Annotated in this window: 13 protein-coding genes; 4 read left to right on the forward strand and 9 right to left on the reverse strand. The window is 65.7% G+C overall.

Translation table 11 applies throughout. The features are described 5' to 3' along the window. Positions 1-56 precede the first annotated feature (56 nt). Positions 57-1,265, reverse strand: coding sequence for a 3-oxoadipyl-CoA thiolase (gene pcaF / locus CK489_RS06770; RefSeq protein ID WP_095731713.1), 1,209 nt, complete (start codon positions 1,263-1,265; stop codon positions 57-59). A gap of 212 nt (positions 1,266-1,477) precedes the next feature. Here pcaF and mutS point away from each other — a divergent pair, with 212 nt between their 5' ends. Continuing rightward, a complete protein-coding gene (mutS, locus tag CK489_RS06775; RefSeq protein WP_095731714.1) occupies positions 1,478-4,204 on the forward strand; it encodes a DNA mismatch repair protein MutS in 2,727 nt (908 codons plus the stop codon). A 167-nt stretch (positions 4,205-4,371) separates the two neighbouring features. Here the strand turns inward: mutS and CK489_RS06780 are convergent, their stop codons facing one another. From CK489_RS06780 to CK489_RS06800, 5 genes are all read right to left on the reverse strand, one after another. Continuing rightward, a complete protein-coding gene (locus CK489_RS06780) occupies positions 4,372-5,172 on the reverse strand; it encodes a hypothetical protein (RefSeq protein WP_050628794.1) in 801 nt (266 codons plus the stop codon). 160 nt (positions 5,173-5,332) lie between these two features. Continuing rightward, the gene (locus CK489_RS06785; protein WP_095731715.1) at positions 5,333-5,842 is read right to left on the reverse strand and encodes an OsmC family protein; all 510 of its coding nucleotides are present in this window, start codon (positions 5,840-5,842) and stop codon (positions 5,333-5,335) included. Positions 5,843-5,900: 58 nt separating this feature from the next. After that, positions 5,901-6,686, reverse strand: a complete 786-nt coding sequence (locus CK489_RS06790; RefSeq protein ID WP_095731716.1) for an ABC transporter ATP-binding protein — start codon at positions 6,684-6,686, stop codon at positions 5,901-5,903. Next, positions 6,686-7,522 carry an ABC transporter permease gene (locus CK489_RS06795; RefSeq protein WP_050628807.1) on the reverse strand — a complete coding sequence of 279 codons (837 nt, stop codon included), beginning with the start codon at positions 7,520-7,522 and terminating at the stop codon, positions 6,686-6,688. The genes CK489_RS06790 and CK489_RS06795 overlap by 1 nt, the downstream gene beginning before the upstream one ends. Positions 7,523-7,738: 216 nt before the next feature. Then, positions 7,739-8,713: an aliphatic sulfonate ABC transporter substrate-binding protein gene (locus CK489_RS06800; RefSeq protein WP_095731717.1), complete on the reverse strand. Its 975-nt coding sequence runs from the start codon at positions 8,711-8,713 to the stop codon at positions 7,739-7,741. Positions 8,714-8,911: 198 nt separating this feature from the next. On the opposite strand from CK489_RS06800, the gene CK489_RS06805 reads away from it, so the two are divergent. Further along, positions 8,912-11,704: a [protein-PII] uridylyltransferase gene (locus CK489_RS06805; protein ID WP_095731718.1), complete on the forward strand. Its 2,793-nt coding sequence runs from the start codon at positions 8,912-8,914 to the stop codon at positions 11,702-11,704. A gap of 70 nt (positions 11,705-11,774) precedes the next feature. Here CK489_RS06805 and CK489_RS06810 read toward each other — a convergent pair whose 3' ends face one another. The 3 genes from CK489_RS06810 to CK489_RS06820 all read right to left on the reverse strand — a co-directional run bounded on the left by CK489_RS06810 (position 11,775) and on the right by CK489_RS06820 (position 15,717). Beyond that, a complete protein-coding gene (locus CK489_RS06810; RefSeq protein WP_095731719.1) occupies positions 11,775-13,721 on the reverse strand; it encodes a glycosyltransferase in 1,947 nt (648 codons plus the stop codon). Next, positions 13,718-15,088, reverse strand: a complete 1,371-nt coding sequence (locus tag CK489_RS06815) for an HlyD family secretion protein (RefSeq protein WP_244486173.1) — start codon at positions 15,086-15,088, stop codon at positions 13,718-13,720. Before CK489_RS06815 ends, CK489_RS06810 begins: the two co-directional genes overlap by 4 nt. 362 nt (positions 15,089-15,450) lie before the next feature. Further along, entirely contained in the window at positions 15,451-15,717 is a 267-nt protein-coding gene (locus CK489_RS06820; protein WP_095731720.1) for a hypothetical protein, read from the reverse strand. 345 nt (positions 15,718-16,062) lie between these two features. On the opposite strand from CK489_RS06820, the gene CK489_RS06825 reads away from it, so the two are divergent. Further along, positions 16,063-17,832: a PAS domain-containing sensor histidine kinase gene (locus tag CK489_RS06825; RefSeq protein ID WP_245350272.1), complete on the forward strand. Its 1,770-nt coding sequence runs from the start codon at positions 16,063-16,065 to the stop codon at positions 17,830-17,832. Continuing rightward, entirely contained in the window at positions 17,826-18,500 is a 675-nt protein-coding gene (locus CK489_RS06830) for a response regulator transcription factor (protein WP_095731721.1), read from the forward strand. The genes CK489_RS06825 and CK489_RS06830 overlap by 7 nt, the downstream gene beginning before the upstream one ends. Positions 18,501-18,570: the final 70 nt, after the last annotated feature.

Below are 18,570 nucleotides of genomic sequence, written 5' to 3' on the forward strand. Positions count from 1 at the left end.
TATAGTGCATAACCAAATTGGGGAAGGGCTGTTTTCAGCCCTTCCAAGCCACTGGACTAATTCAGCTTTTCGATGGCGACTGCGACGCCCTGGCCGACACCGACGCACATAGTTGCCAAGGCAAGCTTCCCGCCCCGCTTCTCCATGCCGTGCACGGCGGTCAGGACCAGCCGCGCGCCGCTCATGCCGAGCGGATGGCCGAGCGCAATCGCGCCGCCATGCGGATTGACGAAATCGGCGTCTTCCTTGACGCCGAGCTGGCGCAGGCAGGCGATGCCCTGCGAGGCGAAGGCCTCGTTGAGCTCGATCAGGTCGAAGTCCGACACCTTGATGCCGAGCCGCTCGACCAGCTTCCTGGTCGCCGGCACCGGGCCGATGCCCATGATGCGCGGCGGCACCGCGGCCGAGGCAAGGCCGAGGATCTTCGCGCGCGGCGTGAGGCCGTGCCGCTTCACGGCGGCTTCGGACGCGAGGATCATCGCAGCGGCGCCGTCGTTGACGCCCGATGCGTTGCCCGCGGTCACGGTGCCCGGATTGCGCACGATCGGCTTCAGCTTAGCGAGACCTTCGAGCGTGGTTTCGGGACGCGGATGCTCGTCCTTGTCGACGGTGATGGGACCGGCCTTGCCGCCGGGCACCTGGATCGGGATGATCTCCTCGGCGAAATAGCCCGACGCGATCGCCGCGCCTGCGCGCTGCTGCGAGCGGATCGCCATCGCATCCTGATCGGCGCGCGACACCTGGAATTCCTCGGCGACGTTCTCACCGGTTTCCGGCATCGCATCGACGCCGTACTGCGCCTTCATCAAGGGATTGATGAAGCGCCAGCCGATCGTGGTGTCATAGATCTCGGACGAGCGCGAGAACGCTTCCGAAGCCTTGCCCATCACGAACGGCGCGCGCGTCATCGATTCGACGCCGCCTGCGATCGCGAAATCGATCTCGCCGGCGCGGATGGCGCGGCCCGCGGCACCGACCGCATCGAGGCCCGAGGCGCAGAGCCGGTTCAGGGTCTGGCCGGGAACCGATTCCGGCATGCCGGCAAGCAGGAGCGCCATGCGCGCGACGTTGCGATTGTCCTCGCCGGCCTGGTTGGCGCAGCCGAAATAGACCTCTTCGACCTCGTTCCAGTTGAGCGTCGGGTGCTTGGCCATCAGCGCCTTGATCGGGGCTGCGGCGAGATCGTCGGCGCGCACCTTGGCGAGCGAACCACCGAAACGGCCGATCGGGGTCCGGACGGCATCGCAAATGAACACATCACGCATTGAATCTCTCCCTGAATGCCGCGACTTAGGCGCTGGATCGGCTGGAACTTGAGATGGGTTTTAGGAGCGTGCCCGCGGCAGGTCAATTGATGCGGCCGCGCGCCCTGCACGCGTTACCGTGAGGGCTGTCATAAAGGCACCGTGGACAGGGTGGAAAACCCCGGCTTCGCGGATAGGACCGCGCCGCGAAATTCTGTAGCTTCCCGGCCCTCATGACCATTCAGCAGCCGATCCCCGTTCCGCCCGAAGCCACTCCCGCCGAGGCGCCGTCGCGCGTCACGCCGATGATGGAACAGTATCTGGAGATCAAGGCCGCCCATCCCGGCCTGCTGCTGTTCTACCGGATGGGCGACTTCTACGAGCTGTTCTTCGAGGACGCCGAGATCGCCTCGAAGACGCTCGGCATCGTGCTGACCAAGCGCGGCAAGCATCAGGGCATGGACATCCCGATGTGCGGCGTGCCGGTCGAACGCTCCGAGGATTATCTGCATCGCCTGATCGGCGCCGGGCATCGCGTGGCGGTGTGCGAGCAGACGGAGAATCCCGCCGAGGCCAAGGCCCGCGGCAACAAGAGCGTGGTCCGCCGCGGCGTGGTGCGGCTGGTGACGCCGGGCACGCTGACCGAGGACACGCTGCTCGACGCCCGCACCAACAATTATCTGATCGCGATCGCGCGCGCCCGCGGCTCGGCCGGCGCCGACCGGCTCGGGCTAGCCTGGATCGACATCTCGACCTCCGAATTCATGGTGACGGAATGTGCGACCGCGGAGCTTGCGGCGACGCTGGCGCGGATCAATCCGAACGAGGCGATCGTCACCGACGCGCTCTATAGCGACAATGAACTCGCGCCGACCCTGCGCGAGTTGCCGTCGGTGACGCCGCTGACCCGCGACGTGTTCGACAGTGCCACCGCCGAGCGGCGGCTGTGCGACTATTTCGCGGTCGCGACCATGGACGGGCTCTCGGCGATGTCGCGGCTGGAGGCAACGGCCGCCGCTGCCGCGGTGACCTATATCGACCGCACCCAGGTCGGCAAGCGTCCGCCGCTGTCGCCGCCGGCGCGCGAAGCCGCCGGCACCACGATGGCGATCGATCCCGCGACCCGCGCCAACCTCGAACTGACGCGAACGCTTGCCGGCGAGCGGCGCGGCTCGCTGCTCGATGCGATCGACTGCACCGTCACCGCGGCAGGCTCGCGCCTGTTGGCGCAGCGGCTTGCCGCGCCCCTGACCGATGTTGCGGTGATCGCGCGGCGGCTCGATGCGGTCTCCGCCTTCGTCGCGGACAGCGCAGCACGCGAGGACATCCGGACCGTGCTGCGCGCGGCGCCCGACATGTCGCGTGCACTGGCGCGGCTTTCGGTCGGCCGCGGCGGTCCGCGCGATCTCGCCAGCCTGCGCGACGGCATCCTTGCCGCCGACCAGGCGCTGGACTTGCTGGCGCAGCTTGCGGATCCGCCGGCCGAGGTTTCGACCGTGATGGCGGCGCTGCGGCGCCCCTCGCGCGACCTGGCGCAGGAATTTTCGCGCGCACTGTCAGAGCAATTACCGCTGATCAAGCGCGACGGCGGCTTCGTCCGCGAGGGCTATGAGGCCGCGCTCGACGAAAGCCGTAATTTGCGCGATGCCTCGCGCCTCGTCGTCGCCGCGATGCAGGCGCGCTATGCCGAGGACACCGGTATCAAGACGCTGAAGATCCGGCACAACAATGTGCTCGGCTATTTCGTCGAGGTCACCGCGCAGCACGGCGACAAGCTGTTCGCACCGCCGCTGAATGCGACCTTCATCCATCGCCAGACGCTGGCCGGGCAGGTCCGCTTCACCACCGCAGAGCTCGGCGAGACCGAGGCCAAGATCGCCAATGCCGGCGAGCGCGCGCTCAATCTCGAGCTCGAGATCTTCGAACGGCTCAGCGCGCTGGCGCTCGCGGCGAGCGATGATCTGCGCAACGCCGCGCATGCCTTTGCGCTGCTCGACGTCGCTACATCGCTGGCGAAGCTTGCGATCGACGACAATTACGTGCGGCCCGATGTCGACGGCTCGCTCGGCTTTGCGATCGAGGGCGGCCGCCATCCGGTGGTCGAGCAGGCGCTGAAGCGCGATGGCCAGCCGTTCATCGCCAATGCATGCGATCTGTCGCCGGCGCCGGGCCAGAAATCCGGCCAGCTCTGGCTGATCACCGGCCCGAACATGGCCGGTAAATCGACCTTCCTGCGCCAGAATGCGCTGATCGCACTCCTTGCTCAGATCGGCAGCTATGTGCCGGCGTCGCGGGCGCGGCTCGGCATCGTCGATCGGCTGTTCTCGCGCGTCGGCGCCGCTGACGATCTGGCCCGCGGCCGCTCGACCTTCATGGTCGAGATGGTCGAGACCGCGGTGATCCTCAATCAGGCCAGCGAGCGGTCGCTCGTCATCCTGGACGAGATCGGCCGCGGCACCGCGACCTTCGACGGTCTGTCGATCGCCTGGGCCGCGATCGAGCACCTGCACGAGAGCAACCGCTGCCGCACGCTGTTTGCCACCCATTATCATGAGTTGACCGCGCTCTCGGCGAAACTGCCGCGGATGTTCAACGCCACGGTGCGGGTCAAGGAATGGCAGGGCGACGTCGTGTTCTTGCACGAGGTGCTGCCGGGCTCCGCCGACCGCTCTTATGGCATCCAGGTCGCCAAGCTCGCCGGCCTGCCGCCCGCCGTGATCACGCGCGCCAAATCGGTGCTGGCGAAACTGGAAGCGCAAGATCGCGGCCAGGCCGCCCGCGCTCTTGCAGACGACCTGCCGCTGTTCGCCGTCCCTTCCCGCGCCGCTGTCGAAGACAAGCCGCCGAGCGAGACTGATTTGCTGGTTGAGGCGGTGAAGGCGCTGCACCCCGACGAAATGTCGCCGCGCGAGGCGCTGGATGCGCTGTATGCATTGAGGGCGAAGCTGCCGAAGGAGTAGCTGCGTAGGATGGGTAGAGCGCAGCGAAACCCAGCGACTTTCCTCCGCACGGGGAGATGATGGGTTTCGCTGCGCTCCACCCATCCTACGCCTTCACTGCGTGCGGAGAGACCAGATCCCCGCTTTGCTCTGACGAGCAAAGCGACATCCCCTTTTTAAGGGGAGGTCTACGCCTTCGCGCTCTTTCTTCGCCCGAGCTGCCACAGCGCCAGATTCCAGATGATGCAGGTGGCGAGCGCACAGCAGAGGCCTACGGCAGAGCCGAATTGCAATACCGCGACATGCAGCACGGCGATGCCGAGGCCGAAGCCGAGCAGGCCCCAGGCGCTGTTGGCGAGCACGGCGGCGGTGGCGGGGCCGCCGATCCGCGGATGCAGGATCAGCATCATCGAGGAGAACACGATCGGGAATAGCGCGATCACGCCGGTGACCCGCGGACCAACCCAGGTCGAGGCGGTGACCACGGTGCCGACAAGGCTCGCGACCAGCGCGGCGCGCAAGGGAATGTCGTACCAGCGCCGCGCGATCAGCGGCATCTTGGCGACGTGGCGATAGGGCTTGAGCAGCGGAATGCAGATTGCGAACGCAATGGCGTTGAGGATCAGCCCGCCGGCCAGCGTCCAGGCGAACTGACGGATGATGGTGCCGAGCACGAGCCACAGCGCGATCGCGCTTCCCGCGCTGACCCACATGCTGAAGCGCTGCGCCAGCACGGCGTAGGTCAGGCCCATGAAGATCGTCGCCGCATTGACCGGCAGGCTCGACAGCGCGCCCTCGGCAATGAAGGCCGCGTCATGGTCGAGCGCAAGGAAGGTGTAGGACGGCCCGGCCGAGATCGGCAGGGTTGCGATCAGCGCACCGATCACCGGCCCCGACCGCTCCGTGATGATGGACGCTGAGACCACGAACGCGGCCGCTACCGCCATGCGCAGCACGAGGAGCAGGATGAAGTGGAGATCGGGGGACATTCTAAGTCGTCCCGGCGAAGGCCGGGACCCATAACCATGACTATTCGTGGGGAGCGAAAGCCGTTGGACAGCGAAGCTTGAGTCGAGAAGACACGGCGTATGGGTCCCGGCTTTCGTGCGCATTTGCACACCGGGCCGGGACGACACCGGTGAAAAGCGGCTACACCCGCTGCATCGTCACCGACACTTTCGGGCCGTTCTTGATGGTCTGATAAACCACGCAGTAACGCTCGGTGAGTTTCAGCAGCAGGTCGAGCTTGTCCTGCGGCGCGTCGGTGCCGACGTCGAAGCGCAGGCGGATCTCGCGGAAGCCGACCGGGGCCTCCTTGTCGACGCCGAGCGTGCCGCGGAAGTCGAGATCGCCCTCGGCGAACACGTTGCCGACCTTCAACGGCACCTCGATCGCGGTCGCGACCGATTTCAGCGTCACCCCGGCACAGGCGACCAGCGCTTCCAGCAGCATGTCACCGGAGCAAAGCTCGAGCCCGGAGCCGCCGGTGGCGGGATGCAGGCCGGCGACCGCGAGCGCGCGGCCGGTCTCGACCTTGCAGGACAGGCTTTCATTGTCGATCGTGCCCTTGGCCTTCAACGTGATCACGGCGGCCTGGGGGTCGGCCTTGTAACGCTCCTTGATCGGAGCCTGCATTGCGCGGAGTTCGGCGGAGTCCATGGGTCTGCTCCCGGCTGTTCTTCTTAGCCTTCGGATGTAAGGCCTTATGGCGCCGATGTCACCACCACATCGCCTCGCCGGCGCTCGATTTGTCCGTGACGTCACGCACCGAGCGATCCAGCGAGCGGTCGAGCGCGGTCAGCACGCGGCGCTTGAACGTGTCGAACAGTTCCGATTTGCGGTCGCGCGGCCGCGCCAGATTGATGGTGATCTGCTCGAACAGCCGCCCCGGTCGCGGCCGCATCACCAGCACGCGGTCGGCCAGCACCACGGCCTCGTCGACATCATGGGTGACCAGCACCAAAGTCGGCCGCGTGTCGGCCCAGAGATCCAGCAAATGATCCTGCAGATCGCGCCGCGTGAAGGCATCGAGTGCCGAGAACGGCTCGTCGAGCAGCAGAACTTCCGGCTGCGGCACCAGCGCACGGGCGATCGCGACCCGCTGCGCCTGCCCGCCGGACAGTTCGCGCGGCCAGGCCGCAGCCTTGTCGGTGAGGCCAACGCGGGCCAGCGCGGCTGCGATCCGCTCGCGCCTCGCCTGCGCCGAAAGGTCGGTGAGACCGAAGCCGATATTGTCGGCGACGCTGAGCCAAGGCAGCAGCCGTGGCTCCTGGAAGATGATGCCGATCTTGGCGTGCGGCGAGCTGATGACAGCATTGTCGAGCGTCACGTTGCCGGTGCTGGCGCGATCGAGGCCGGCGATGGCGCGCAGCAAGGTCGACTTGCCGCAACCGGAACCGCCGATGATGGCGATGATCTCACCGGGCGGGATTTCCGCCGAGAAGCGCTCCAGCGCGTGGACGCCATTCGGATAGGTCTTGCCGACTTCTTTCAGAGCGAGCATCAGGCCCCTCCCCGCGCACCGAACGCATCCTGCCAGCGCAATAGCGGCGCGGCCGCGACCTCGATCAGCCAGTCGGTGAGCTTGCCGAGGATCGCGAAGATCACGATCGCAGCAAGGATCTGCGCCGGCTTGCCGAGTTGCTGGCCGTCAAGCAGCAGATAGCCGAGACCTTCGGAGGCGCCGATCAATTCGGCCGCGACCACGAACATCCATCCCAGGCCAAGCCCGACCCGCAGCGCCACCACATAGGCCGGCAGCACCGCCGGCAACAGGATGCGGCGGATCATGGCCGGCCCGGACAGCCGGAACACACGGCCGACCTCGACGATCTTGCGATCGACCGACAGGATCGCGCCCATCACGCCGAGATAGATCGGAAAGAACACGCCGACCGCGATCAGCGCGACCTTCGAGGTCTCGAAGATGCCGAGCCAGAGCACGAACAGCGGCACCCAGGCGAGCGAGGGGATCGCGCGCAAGGCTTGCACCGTCGGATCAAGCAGCCGCTTGGCGAAATCCCAATAGCCGGAAATCGCCCCCATGATGGTGCCGGTGACGACGCCAAGCGCAAAGCCCGCGCCGACCCGCCACAAGGTCGCGAGGATATGGCGCGACAGCTCGCCGCTCCTGGCGAGCTCGACGATGGTCTGGAACACCTTTGACGGCGGCGGCACCAGCCGGCCGTTGGAGTAGCCGAGATAAACCACCAGCTCCCAGCCGAGCGCACACACCACCGGCACCAGAAGCCCGAGCGCGGGCCGCGCAAAGCGCGACCACCGCGCCGGCGCCGCACGCGGCGCGGCCGTCTGTTCCAGCGCGGGCAGGTCAACGCTCATGGCCATAGCAAAAACGACTCTTCAAGCGGGATTGCAAGGTGGAGGTGCCTCCGCTCTATCCCCCGTCGTCCCGGGCAAGCGAAGCGCGACCCGGGACCCATAACCAAGAAGCGTGGTGATGGAGCAGGCTGGAGCCACAGCGCCTTCCGGCAACAAGACCCTGTGGTTATGGGTCCCGGCCTTCGACGGGACGACGAGGGCAGTTTGTCGGCGCAGTTAGTTGGTGGGCAACGGGACCTGGTCGTCGATCAGCGAATCCAGCGCGGCCTTCACGTCGGTCTTGGCGTCGATCACGCCCGCCTGCTGCAGCGCGAGGCCGGCGGCGAGGATGGATTCGCGCTGCGGGGCACCGATGCGGCTGTGGGTCAGCTCGGTGCGCTCCTTGAGCTGCTTGTCGACCACGGCGTCGGGCAGCTTGGTGACGGCGATGAAGGTCTTCTTCAGCTCGTCATAGTTTGCCAGCGAATACTTCCGTGCTTCTTCATAGGTCGCGAGTACGCGGCGGACGATATCCGGATGCGCTTTCAGGAACTCCTCGCGGACGTTGAGAATGCCCCAGGTGTTGGCGTCGGCCTTGCGGTAGAACAGCTTGGCGCCCTCCTCGACCTCGGCCTGCGCCATCATCGGGTCGAGACCGGCCCAGGCATCGACATCGCCGCGGATCAGCGCGGTCTTGCCGTCGGCGTGCTGCAACAGCACCGGGGTGATGTCCTTCTCAGTCAAACCGGCGCCGAGCAGCGCGCGGACCAGGAAGATGTGCGGGTCGGTGCCGCGGGTCACCGCCACGCGCTTACCCTTGAGATCGGCGACCGAGGCGATCTTGGAGTCCTTGGTGGTGACCAGCGCGGTCCATTCGGGGCGCGAATAAACGTAGATCGACTTGATCGGGTTGCCGTTGATCCGGGCGACCAGAGCGGCCGAGCCCGCGGTCGAGCCGAGGTCGATCGACCCGGCGTTGAGGAATTCGAGCGCCTTGTTGGAGCCGGCCGACTGCACCCAGACGATGCTGATGCCGTCCTTGGCGAACTCCTTCTCCAGCAGGCCCTTCTGCTTCAGGACCATCGACACCGGATTGTAGGTCGCCCAGTCGATCCGGATCTCCTTCAGCGCGTCGGCGGCAAGCGCCGCGCCGGGCAGGAATGTCGAGACCGCGAGCAGCGCAGCGAACGCGCGCCGGGAAAATTTATGCATTCGTCGACCCCCTCGATCAGATTAAGAAACAATCTTTTATTTCAATGAGTTATCCTTGCGGTCAACGAGAAAATCTCTACCCTTTACGCGACGGCGCGAGAACGATCTTGCTCGAAGCGCCGCCAGGAAAGCATGGAGCTGCTGTCGTTATACTTTGGTCCGTGACAGCAACAGCTCCGTCCGATATCGGATGAACCTATGGACAGCGTCGTAGCCGAGGCCCGCCCTGAAGCGGACGATCGTTTCGAGACCGCGCGGATCACCGCGGCGGTCAATGCACTGGCCGAGCAGCATGCCGGCCGCGAGGACCAGTTCCGCGCCGCGATGGCGCAACTGCTCAAGGCCGAACTGATCGCGGCGCGCGCCACGGCGCAGGCGCTGCTGCTGAAGGACCGTCATGGCCGCCGCTGCGCCGAACGGCTCTGCTTCGTGCAGGACGAGATCATCCGCATCCTCTATGCGGCCGCGACCCGGCATCTCTACCACTCGCCGATCCCGTCGGGCGCCGAGCGCATGGCCGTGGTCGCGACCGGCGGCTATGGCCGCGGGCTGATGGCGCCGGAATCCGACATCGATCTGCTGTTCATCCTGCCCTACAAGCAGACCGCGTGGGGCGAGCAGGTCGCCGAAGCCATTCTCTATTGCCTGTGGGACATGGGGCTGAAGGTCGGCCACGCCACCCGCTCGGTCGATGAATCGATCCGCCAGGCGCGCGGCGACATGACGATCCGCACCGCGATCCTGGAGACCCGGTTCCTGACCGGAGACCAGCCACTCTATGACGAGCTGGTCGATCGTTTCGACAAGGAAGTGGTGCAGGGCACTGCGTCGGAATTCGTTACCGCCAAGCTCGCCGAGCGCGAGGAGCGGCATCGCCGCGCCGGCCAGTCGCGCTATCTGGTCGAGCCCAACGTCAAGGACGGCAAGGGCGGCCTGCGCGACCTGCATACGCTGTTCTGGATCGCCAAATACGTCTATCGCGTGCGCGAGACCGACGAACTGCTGGAACGCGGCGTGTTCGACGCACAGGAGTACCGCACCTTCCGCCGCTGCGCCGACTTCCTGTGGTCGGTGCGCTGCAATCTGCACTTCTTCGCCGGGCGCGCCGAGGAGCGGCTGTCGTTCGACATGCAGCGCGAGATCGCGGTTCGCCTCGGCTACACCTCGCATCCCGGCATGCAGGACGTCGAGCGCTTCATGAAGCACTACTTCCTGATCGCGAAGGACGTCGGCGACCTCACAGCGATCCTGTGCGCCAAGCTCGAGGAGGAGCACAACAAGCCGGCGCCGGTGCTGAGCCGGATGGTGGCGCGCTTCCGGCCCGGCACCAAGCGGCGGCGGGTCAACGGCAGCGACGATTTCATCGTCGACAACAACCGCATCAACCTCGCCGCGCCCGACGTGTTCAAGCACGATCCGGTCAATCTGATCCGGATCTTCCGTCTCGCGCAGCAGAACAACCTCGCCTTCCATCCCGACGCGATGCGCACGGTGACGCGCTCGCTGAAGCTGATCAACACCCAGCTCCGCGAGAACGACGAGGCCAATCGCCTGTTCATGGAGATCCTGACCTCCGACAATGCGGAGGTCGTGCTGCGGCGGATGAACGAGACCGGCGTGCTCGGCCAATTCATCCGCGCCTTCGGCAAGATCGTGTCGATGATGCAGTTCAACATGTACCACCACTATACGGTGGACGAGCACCTGCTGCGCTGCATCGGGTTCCTGCAGGACATCGAGCGCGGCGGCAACGAGGAGTTCACGGTCGCCAGCGACCTGTTCCGCAAGATCCGTCCCGAGCACCGTCCGGTGATCTACATCGCGACGCTGTTGCACGACATCGCCAAGGGCCGCCCCGAGGACCATTCGATCGCCGGCGCCAAGGTGGCGCGGCGGCTGTGCCCGCGGCTCGGCTTCTCCGCCGCCGACACCGAGCTGGTGGCCTGGCTGATCGAAGAGCATCTGACCATGTCCACGGTAGCGCAATCGCGCGATTTGTCGGACCGCAAGACCATCGAGAATTTCGCCGCCGTGGTGCAGTCGGTCGAGCAGATGAAACTGCTGACGATCCTGACCACCGCTGACATCCGCGGCGTCGGCCCCGGCGTCTGGAACGGCTGGAAGGCGCAGCTGTTGCGCACTCTGTATTACGAGACCGAGCCGGTCTTGACCGGCGGCTTCTCGGAAGTGAACCGCGCCCAGCGCATCGCGGTGGCGCAAGCCGAATTCCGCCGCGCCTTCACCGAATGGCCGGAGGCCGAGCTCAACGCCTATATCGGCCGGCATTACCCGGCCTACTGGCTCAAGGTCGAGCTGCCGCGCAAGATCCGCCAGGCGCGCTTTATCCGCGCCAGCGAGCAGGCCGGCCACAAGCTGGCGATCAATGTCGGCTTCGACGAGATCCGCGCCGTCACCGAGCTCACGATCCTGGCGACCGACCATCCCTGGCTGCTGTCGATCATCGCGGGCGCCTGCGCCTCCGCCGGCGCCAACATCGTCGACGCGCAGATCTACACCACGACCGACGGCCGCGCGCTCGACACCATCTCGATCTCGCGCGAATACGACCGCGACGAGGACGAGGGCCGCCGCGCCACAAGGATCGGCGAGATGATCGAGCACGTGCTGGAAGGCAAGCTCAGGCTGCCCGAGGCGGTGGCGAAGCGCGCGGTGCGCAGCAAGGCGCGACCGTTCATCGTCGAGCCCGAAGTGACCATCAACAACCAGTGGTCCGACCGCTACACCGTGATCGAGGTCTCCGGCCTCGACCGTCCCGGCCTGCTCTACCAGCTCACGACCGCAATCTCGAAGCTCAACCTCAACATCGCCTCCGCCCATGTCGCGACCTTCGGCGAACGCGCCCGCGACGTGTTCTATGTCACCGACCTGCTCGGCGCCCAGATCACCGCGCCGACCCGGCAGTCGGCGATCAAGAGCTCGCTGCTGCATCTGCTGTCGAGCGAGGACCAGGCGGCGAAGCCGGCGGCGTAGGGACTTTTTCCCCTCGTCATTCCGGGCTCGCGCTGCGCGCGCCCCGAATGACGGGGGATGGGACTGCAGCCTAACCAAACAGCCGCATCAGCAGCGCCTTGCCGACCGGCGCGGCACGCACGCCGTGGAAGGCGCGGACATATTCGCCGGCATAGAATGCGCGCACGACGTTGATCCGCGTCGCGACCGCGTCCTCGAAGCGGACGCCGAAGCCATCTCGGGTGCGACGGACCACGAGCGCGATGACATTCTGGCCGTAGACATTGCATTTGATCGAAACGCCGATCGCCGGCGGCGCCGGATCGATGAAGCGCGCGCCCGATATCGAGATGTCGGCCATCCGCACCAGCCGCGTCTCCGCACCTTCCTGAATCAGGATCGGCTCGTCGCGCTCGAAACGCTCGGCCTTGCGACGCCGCGGCTGCTCGATGCAGATGAAGCAGACGATCGCGAGCACGACGCAATTATACAGGCTCCAGGCGAGCGCCAGTCCGCCATAGGCGATATTCTCGCCGCGCAGATGCAGGATGAATGCGTAGGCGATCGCGAACAGCGTGATCAGCAAGGCAGTGCCATAGAGCCGCAGCAACGGCCACTCGATGAAGCGGCGGTTGCGGTCGCCCCCCTTCGCCGTCACCTTGAACTTGTGGCCCTGCGGCTTGGCGAGCCCGGTCACGACCGCCTTCAGCACCGCGGGGGCCGCGATGTATTGCGAGACGTCGGTCATGATCGCGAGCGAGCGGCCGCGCGAGATCCAGGCCATCGTGAAGGCGTGCCAGACATAGAACGGCATGAAGTATTTCAGGAGCTCGAACAGGTCGGCGTGAACCGCCTTGATGTCGAACAGCAGATAGAGCCATGGCACGATCAGGCCAAGCACCTTGGTGCCGTAGACCGCCGCCCAGCTCATGAAGGCATCGACCAGCGACAGCCGGTCCATGAAGGCAAGCTTCGACTGCCGCGAGAACGGCCCGCTGCGGCCCCTGAAGATCTGCATGAAGCCGAGGCACCAGCGCCCGCGCTGGGTGATGTATTCCTTCAATCCCTCCGGTGCGAGGCCGATGGTCAGGCGCTCGTTGAGATAGACGGTGCGCAGACCCTTCTCCTTCAGGCGCAGCGTGACAAGGTAATCCTCCGTCACGGAATCGGTCGGGAAGCCGCCGATCTGCATCAGGCCGGAGAAACGGATCAGCGACGAGGTGCCGCAGCAGAACGCGGTGTCCCAGGCGTCCTTGGCCGGCATCAGGATGTCGAAGAAGAAACGCTGCTCGTCAGGCCACACGTCGGTGGCGGCGAGATTGGTCTGGATCGGATCCGGGTTGATGAAGTGCTGCGGCGTCTGCACGACGCCGACGGTGCCGTCCTGCATCAGGCTCATGGCCCGGGTCAGGAACTCCGGCATCGGGACAAAATCCGCATCGAGGATCGAGACGAACTCCGGCCGGTCCGGCAGGGCGGACACGTACTGGAGCGCATGATTGATGTTGCCGGCCTTGGCATGGCGGTTGTCCGGACGGGTCAGATAATTGCAGCCGAGTTCCTGGGCGAGCCGGCGCAGCCACAGCCTTCGTCCATCGTCGAGCACCCAGACGCGATAATTCGGATAATTGAGCCCGGTCGCACCGATGATGGTGCGCTCGAGGATCGCCTTCTCTTCGTTGTAGGTGCAGATGAAGACGTCGACGAGCGGCGCATCCGTCGACGTTCTGGATCGGCGCAGGATGGCATTGACCTCGGGCGAGCGGTTGATGGTGCGACTGAGGAACAGCAGCGACAAGCACACTGCGATCATCGAGGCGGCCTCGGCCACCACGAAGGGATAGCCGACCAGCGCATCGGCGGTAAGTGCCAGCGGCGGCAGGGTCTGGGTCACCCGCCAGACGAAGTAATGCAGCAGCAGCAGGAACGACATGCCGGTCATCATGACGCGGGCCGGCGTCTGCTCGCGCCGGAGCAGGGGCAGGATCGCAAGGCAGGCGCCGAAGGCGACCAGCCCGGGCGCAAATGCCGCCATCATGGCTTTGCCGCATCCGTGTTGAACACCACCCGCCCGGTGCGGCCGACTGCGCATTCCTTGCCCGAGGTGTCGAGCTCCGGCATCGAGACCGTCACCCGATAAGGCTCCTTGTTCAGCGCATCCGGATTGATCGCGAGATTCGCGGGCGCGCCCGAGGCGCCGGTGAGGTTGACGATCTCACCCTTGACCGCGGCGCTGCCGTCGTTCGGCTCGAAGCTCGCCTGCTCGCCGAGCTTGAGGCGATTGTAGACGCCCTCGGTGACATTGGCGGTGACAACCGCGCCGCTGCAATCGAGCAGCTTGAGCAAGGGTTGCCCGGCCCGGACATCTTCGCCCGGCGACGTCATCATCTCCCAGATGCGCCCGGCGACCGGCGCCCTGATGTCGGCTTCGGCCCGGTTGATGTAGTGCAGCTGCTCGGAGGCGATCTCGTGGGTCAGCCAGTCGATCTCCGCATCGGCATGCGCCAGATCGGCGCGCAGGTCGCTGACGCGCTGGCGCATCTCCTCTTCACGTTGCACGGAGCTCGGCCGGTCATTGTAGCTGTCGCCAAGATAGGTCCCGTTCCTGGCGGCCGTGAGTTCGACCTTGGCGGCGTCGAGGCGGCGTTGCGCGCCGATCTCGGTCTGCTGGGCGATCGACTGCTCACGCGTCAGCCGGGCCATTTCGACCGTCGAGACGCTGCCGGATTTGATCAGCGACGAGGCGCGCTCGACCGCGGCCGTCGCCTCCTCCCGCCGCGCGGCCGCAGCCTCGATCGCGGTCTGGATTTCGGCGATGCGCGCCTCGAGTTGGAGGATGCGGCCGTCGCGGAACTGACCGGCCTGGCGGGCGAGGTCCTGTTGCGCGGTCTCGGCGGCGGCGAGCTTGGCGGCCAGGCTCGGGCGCTCATTCTCCAGCCGCGACATCTGCCGCCGGAGATCGTCGAGCCGTACCCGATCGCCACGTGCATTGACGACGTGCAGGATCGTATCGCCCTCATGGACCACGCTGAGCTGCGTTGAGCCTTGCTGCGGCTTCGCGCTCACGGTGCCGTCGATCGGCGAGCGCAGGGTCACGATCCTGGCATTGACCACGGCCTCGACACTCGAGGTCTGCAGCACCGCTTTCAGCGGCAGCCACCCGAACACGGCAACGATCGCAAGGCCGATGCCGACCTTGAGCAGGCGCCGAACCCACCGGCCCGAGCCTGCGGGCGCGTCGGCGTGCGGAGCGCTATCGCCGGCGGGCTCGCTGACCGGCTCGTCGTGCGCCGGCTGCAGCCGGTCCTGCAGATCGCGCTGCAATCCGCGTGCGCCCGCTTCCTCATCCCTGGTGACGGAAACATCGCCCTCGGAAGACGGCTTGTGCTGCTGTGCCTGATTCATGATGACCGGCCCCTGATCTGTCAGTGCGCGAACCAACGCACAGCTCACCGGAGCGATGCCGTTGCCGGACCGATCCAATAATCAGGTGCTTCAAAAGCGGCTAAAGCGAACGGAGCATCTTTCGGAAAACTTTCCGCAATTTGCGATGGCCGATAATCCGGCGCGGGGAAGGACGCCGCCGACCTGCCCGGTCCGTCATGCGGGACGCGCCCGAAGAGGCTGAGCCCGGAATCCATCAGGGCTAGAGGGGACTGGATTCCGGGCTCTCTCGGAGGCTGTTATCGGACCCGTCTTGCGCGACCCTGGCGTGAGCAGCCATCGCTCCGGTCCGGCAGCCTGCCGGGGCTAACTCCTGGGGCGGCCTAGGATCCTGGATCCGGCACGCCTGCCTGTGCCTGCAGCGCTGCCAAGCTCGCGCCCAGCAAGGCCAGGAAACTCGCTTGACAGATCACGACGCCCAAATCGAAGACGTCGAGCAGGTCGATCCAGGAACGATCCGACGAAGTGCTCGCGGCTTGCCTGCCACCATCGATAACGGTCGGCTGGAAGCTCCGCGCGGGCCTCTGACGCGCCGCCTCGTGTCCGGCATCCTCGGAGCAGAGGATCAAATGCAGGCGCCTGTTGGACATTTCAATCTCCCGTCTCTGATTGGCGATTGCCGAAGCCCGGAGAGCTCTACTGTCATCGAGTTACCCAATAAGCGTAGTCACCGCGAAGAAACGGGCCATTGAACGGAGGTTGATCCGGCCGTTACATTCGGGTGGGGAGGACCATACTTAGGTTTATCCGCAACCTGGACCTGAGTGCGCCGGCGCGCCTCGCGTTCTGCGCGATATCACGCGTGGATCGCCAAGGCCCGCATGATTTCGTCCCGACGCCGGTAAAGCTGCTAATATCAAGCCTGTTAGGAGGGCGACGTTGTCGCCGCTGATGATAGCGGTCACCTAGCGACGCAGCGCGGCCCGGACGGCCAAGTGCTGGTGCTGCCGATGATGCCGAATCCGACCACGAAGTCCTGGTCAGCCGAACAATGGCTGCTCGGCGGCATGGTGCTGGCCTTGGCCGCAACCTGCATCGGGCTGGTGCTTGGTCCGCAGCCCACAGCGTCCGCCCACCTGGTTGCCCTCGCGCTGCTCATCGCCTCGCTGATCGCTACACTGCTGATGATGCACCTGGTGGGCCGCAGCCACAGGCAGATGGAGGCCATGTTGCGCGGCCGGGCCAGCGGCGAAGAGCGCGCGATCGAGGCGCAACGCAACAGCGAAGCGCAATGGAAGGAGGTGTTCGAGCATAACCCCGTCATGTACTTCATGGTCGACGCAACGGGCCTCGTGCTGTCGGTCAACACGTTCGGCGCGGCACAACTCGGCTACACCGTCGACGAATTGCTCGGACAATCGGTGCTGCGGGTGTTTGACGCCGAAGACCACCCGATGGTTCGGCGCAATGTCGCGGCGTGTCTCGATAACATCGGCCTGACCCACAGCTGGGAAATCCGCAAGGTCCGCGAGGACGGATCAAGGCTTTGGGTCCGCGAGAATGCCAAGGCGGTGCGGCGGCTCGACGATCAGTTGATCGTCCTGATCGCCTGCGAGGATGTCACCGAGCGCAAGCATGCCGAGAATGCGCTGCAGCAGAGTGAAATGTACCTGAGCGAGGCCCAGCGACTGAGCCATACCGGCAGCTTCGGCTGGCATGTCTCCAGCGGCGAGATCATCTGGTCGGAAGAAACCTTCCGGATATTCGGGTTCGACCGAGTTCCATCCATCAAGCACGGTACGGTGCTTCAGCGCGTCCATCCCGATGACCGCGACCGCGTACAACGGACCATCGACCGTGCCTCGCTCGATCGCAAGGACTTCGAGCACGGCTACCGATTGCTGATGCCCGACGGCGCGATCAAATATGTCCACGCCCGGGCGCATGCGGTGACGAACGTTTCGGGCGACACTGAATTCGTCGGAGCGGTCACCGACGTGACCGCCCGCAAGCTGGCCGAGGCGCAACTGCATGAAGCGCAGACCAACCTCGCGCATGTCACGCGCGTGACGGCGCTCGGCGAGCTCGCCGCATCGATCGCCCATGAAGTGAACCAGCCGCTTGCCGCCGTGGTCACCAACGCCGCGGCCTGCCTGCGCTGGCTCGACCGGGCGGCGCCCGATCTGAATGAGGTGCGCGGCGCGGTGAGCTCGATCATCAGCGACGGCAACCGGGCGGGCGAGGTCATCCAGCGCGTCCGCGCGCTGGTGAACAAGACCACCGATCAGAAGGCGCCGCTCGACATCAATGAGGTCATCAACGAGATGATCGGCCTGGTGCAGCATGAAGTGCAGAGCCACCTGATATCGCTGCGGCTCGACCTCGCTCCCGCGCTCCCGCCCGTGGTCGCCGACCGTATCCAGTTGCAGCAGGTCATCCTCAACCTGGTCCTCAACGGCATCGAGGCGATGCAGCCGGTCACGGACCGGCCGCGGCAGCTCGTGATCCGGACCTGCCATGACGACGATGCCGAACAGATCCTGGTCACGGTCACCGATTGCGGCGTCGGGGTTGCGACCGCGAGTGCCGACCGGCTGTTCGACGCCTTCTACACCACCAAGGCCAGCGGTATGGGAATGGGCCTGTCGATCTGCCGCTCGATCGTCGAAGCCCATCGAGGCCGCCTGTCCCTGGTCGAGCATACCGGCCCCGGCGCGACACTCCAGTTCACCCTGCCATTGCGTCAGGAGGAAAATGCATGGTGACCGGGCGCACGGCATCGCCTGCCACGCGGGCAAACGCCGAAGATCCGATCGTCTTCGTCATCGACGACGACGCCTCGGTGCGGGACGCGCTGAGCAATCTGTTCCGGTCCGTCGGCCTGCGCACCGCAGCGTTCGGGTCGGCTCTCGAATTTCTGCAGCACAAGCCGGTGGATGTCCCGAGTTGCCTGATCCTGGACATCCGGCTGCCCCGGCTCAGCGGCCTCGACTTTCAGGCAGAGCTGACGAAGGCCGGCATTCATATTCCGATCATCTTCATGACCGGCCATGGCGATATCCCGATGACGGTCAGGGCCATGAAGGCCGGAGCGGTCGACTTCCTGACCAAGCCGTTCCGCGATCAGGACATGCTGGATGCGGTCACGACAGCGATCGAGCGCGACAGGAATCGTCGCGATGAGGCCAGGGTTCTTGCAAACCTGCGGGCCGCCTTCGCGACCCTGACCCCGCGCGAGCGCCAGGTGATGACACTCGTCACGGCCGGACTGATGAACAAGCAGGTCGCCGCCGAAATCGGCGTGGCCGAGATCACGGTGAAGATACACCGCGGCCAGATCATGCGGAAAATGACAGCGAAGTCGCTGCCCGATCTGGTCAGGATGGCCGAGATTCTCGGGATCGGACAGGCATCCGGCGGGCCGCAAACCTAAGTATGATTCTCCGACCCCGATTGGCGACGCACTGTGCGCCCGCAGCATCGCACAGACCGCGCCCTGACCG

Source organism: Bradyrhizobium sp. UFLA03-84 (assembly GCF_002289535.1).
Lineage (GTDB): Bacteria > Pseudomonadota > Alphaproteobacteria > Rhizobiales > Xanthobacteraceae > Bradyrhizobium > Bradyrhizobium viridifuturi.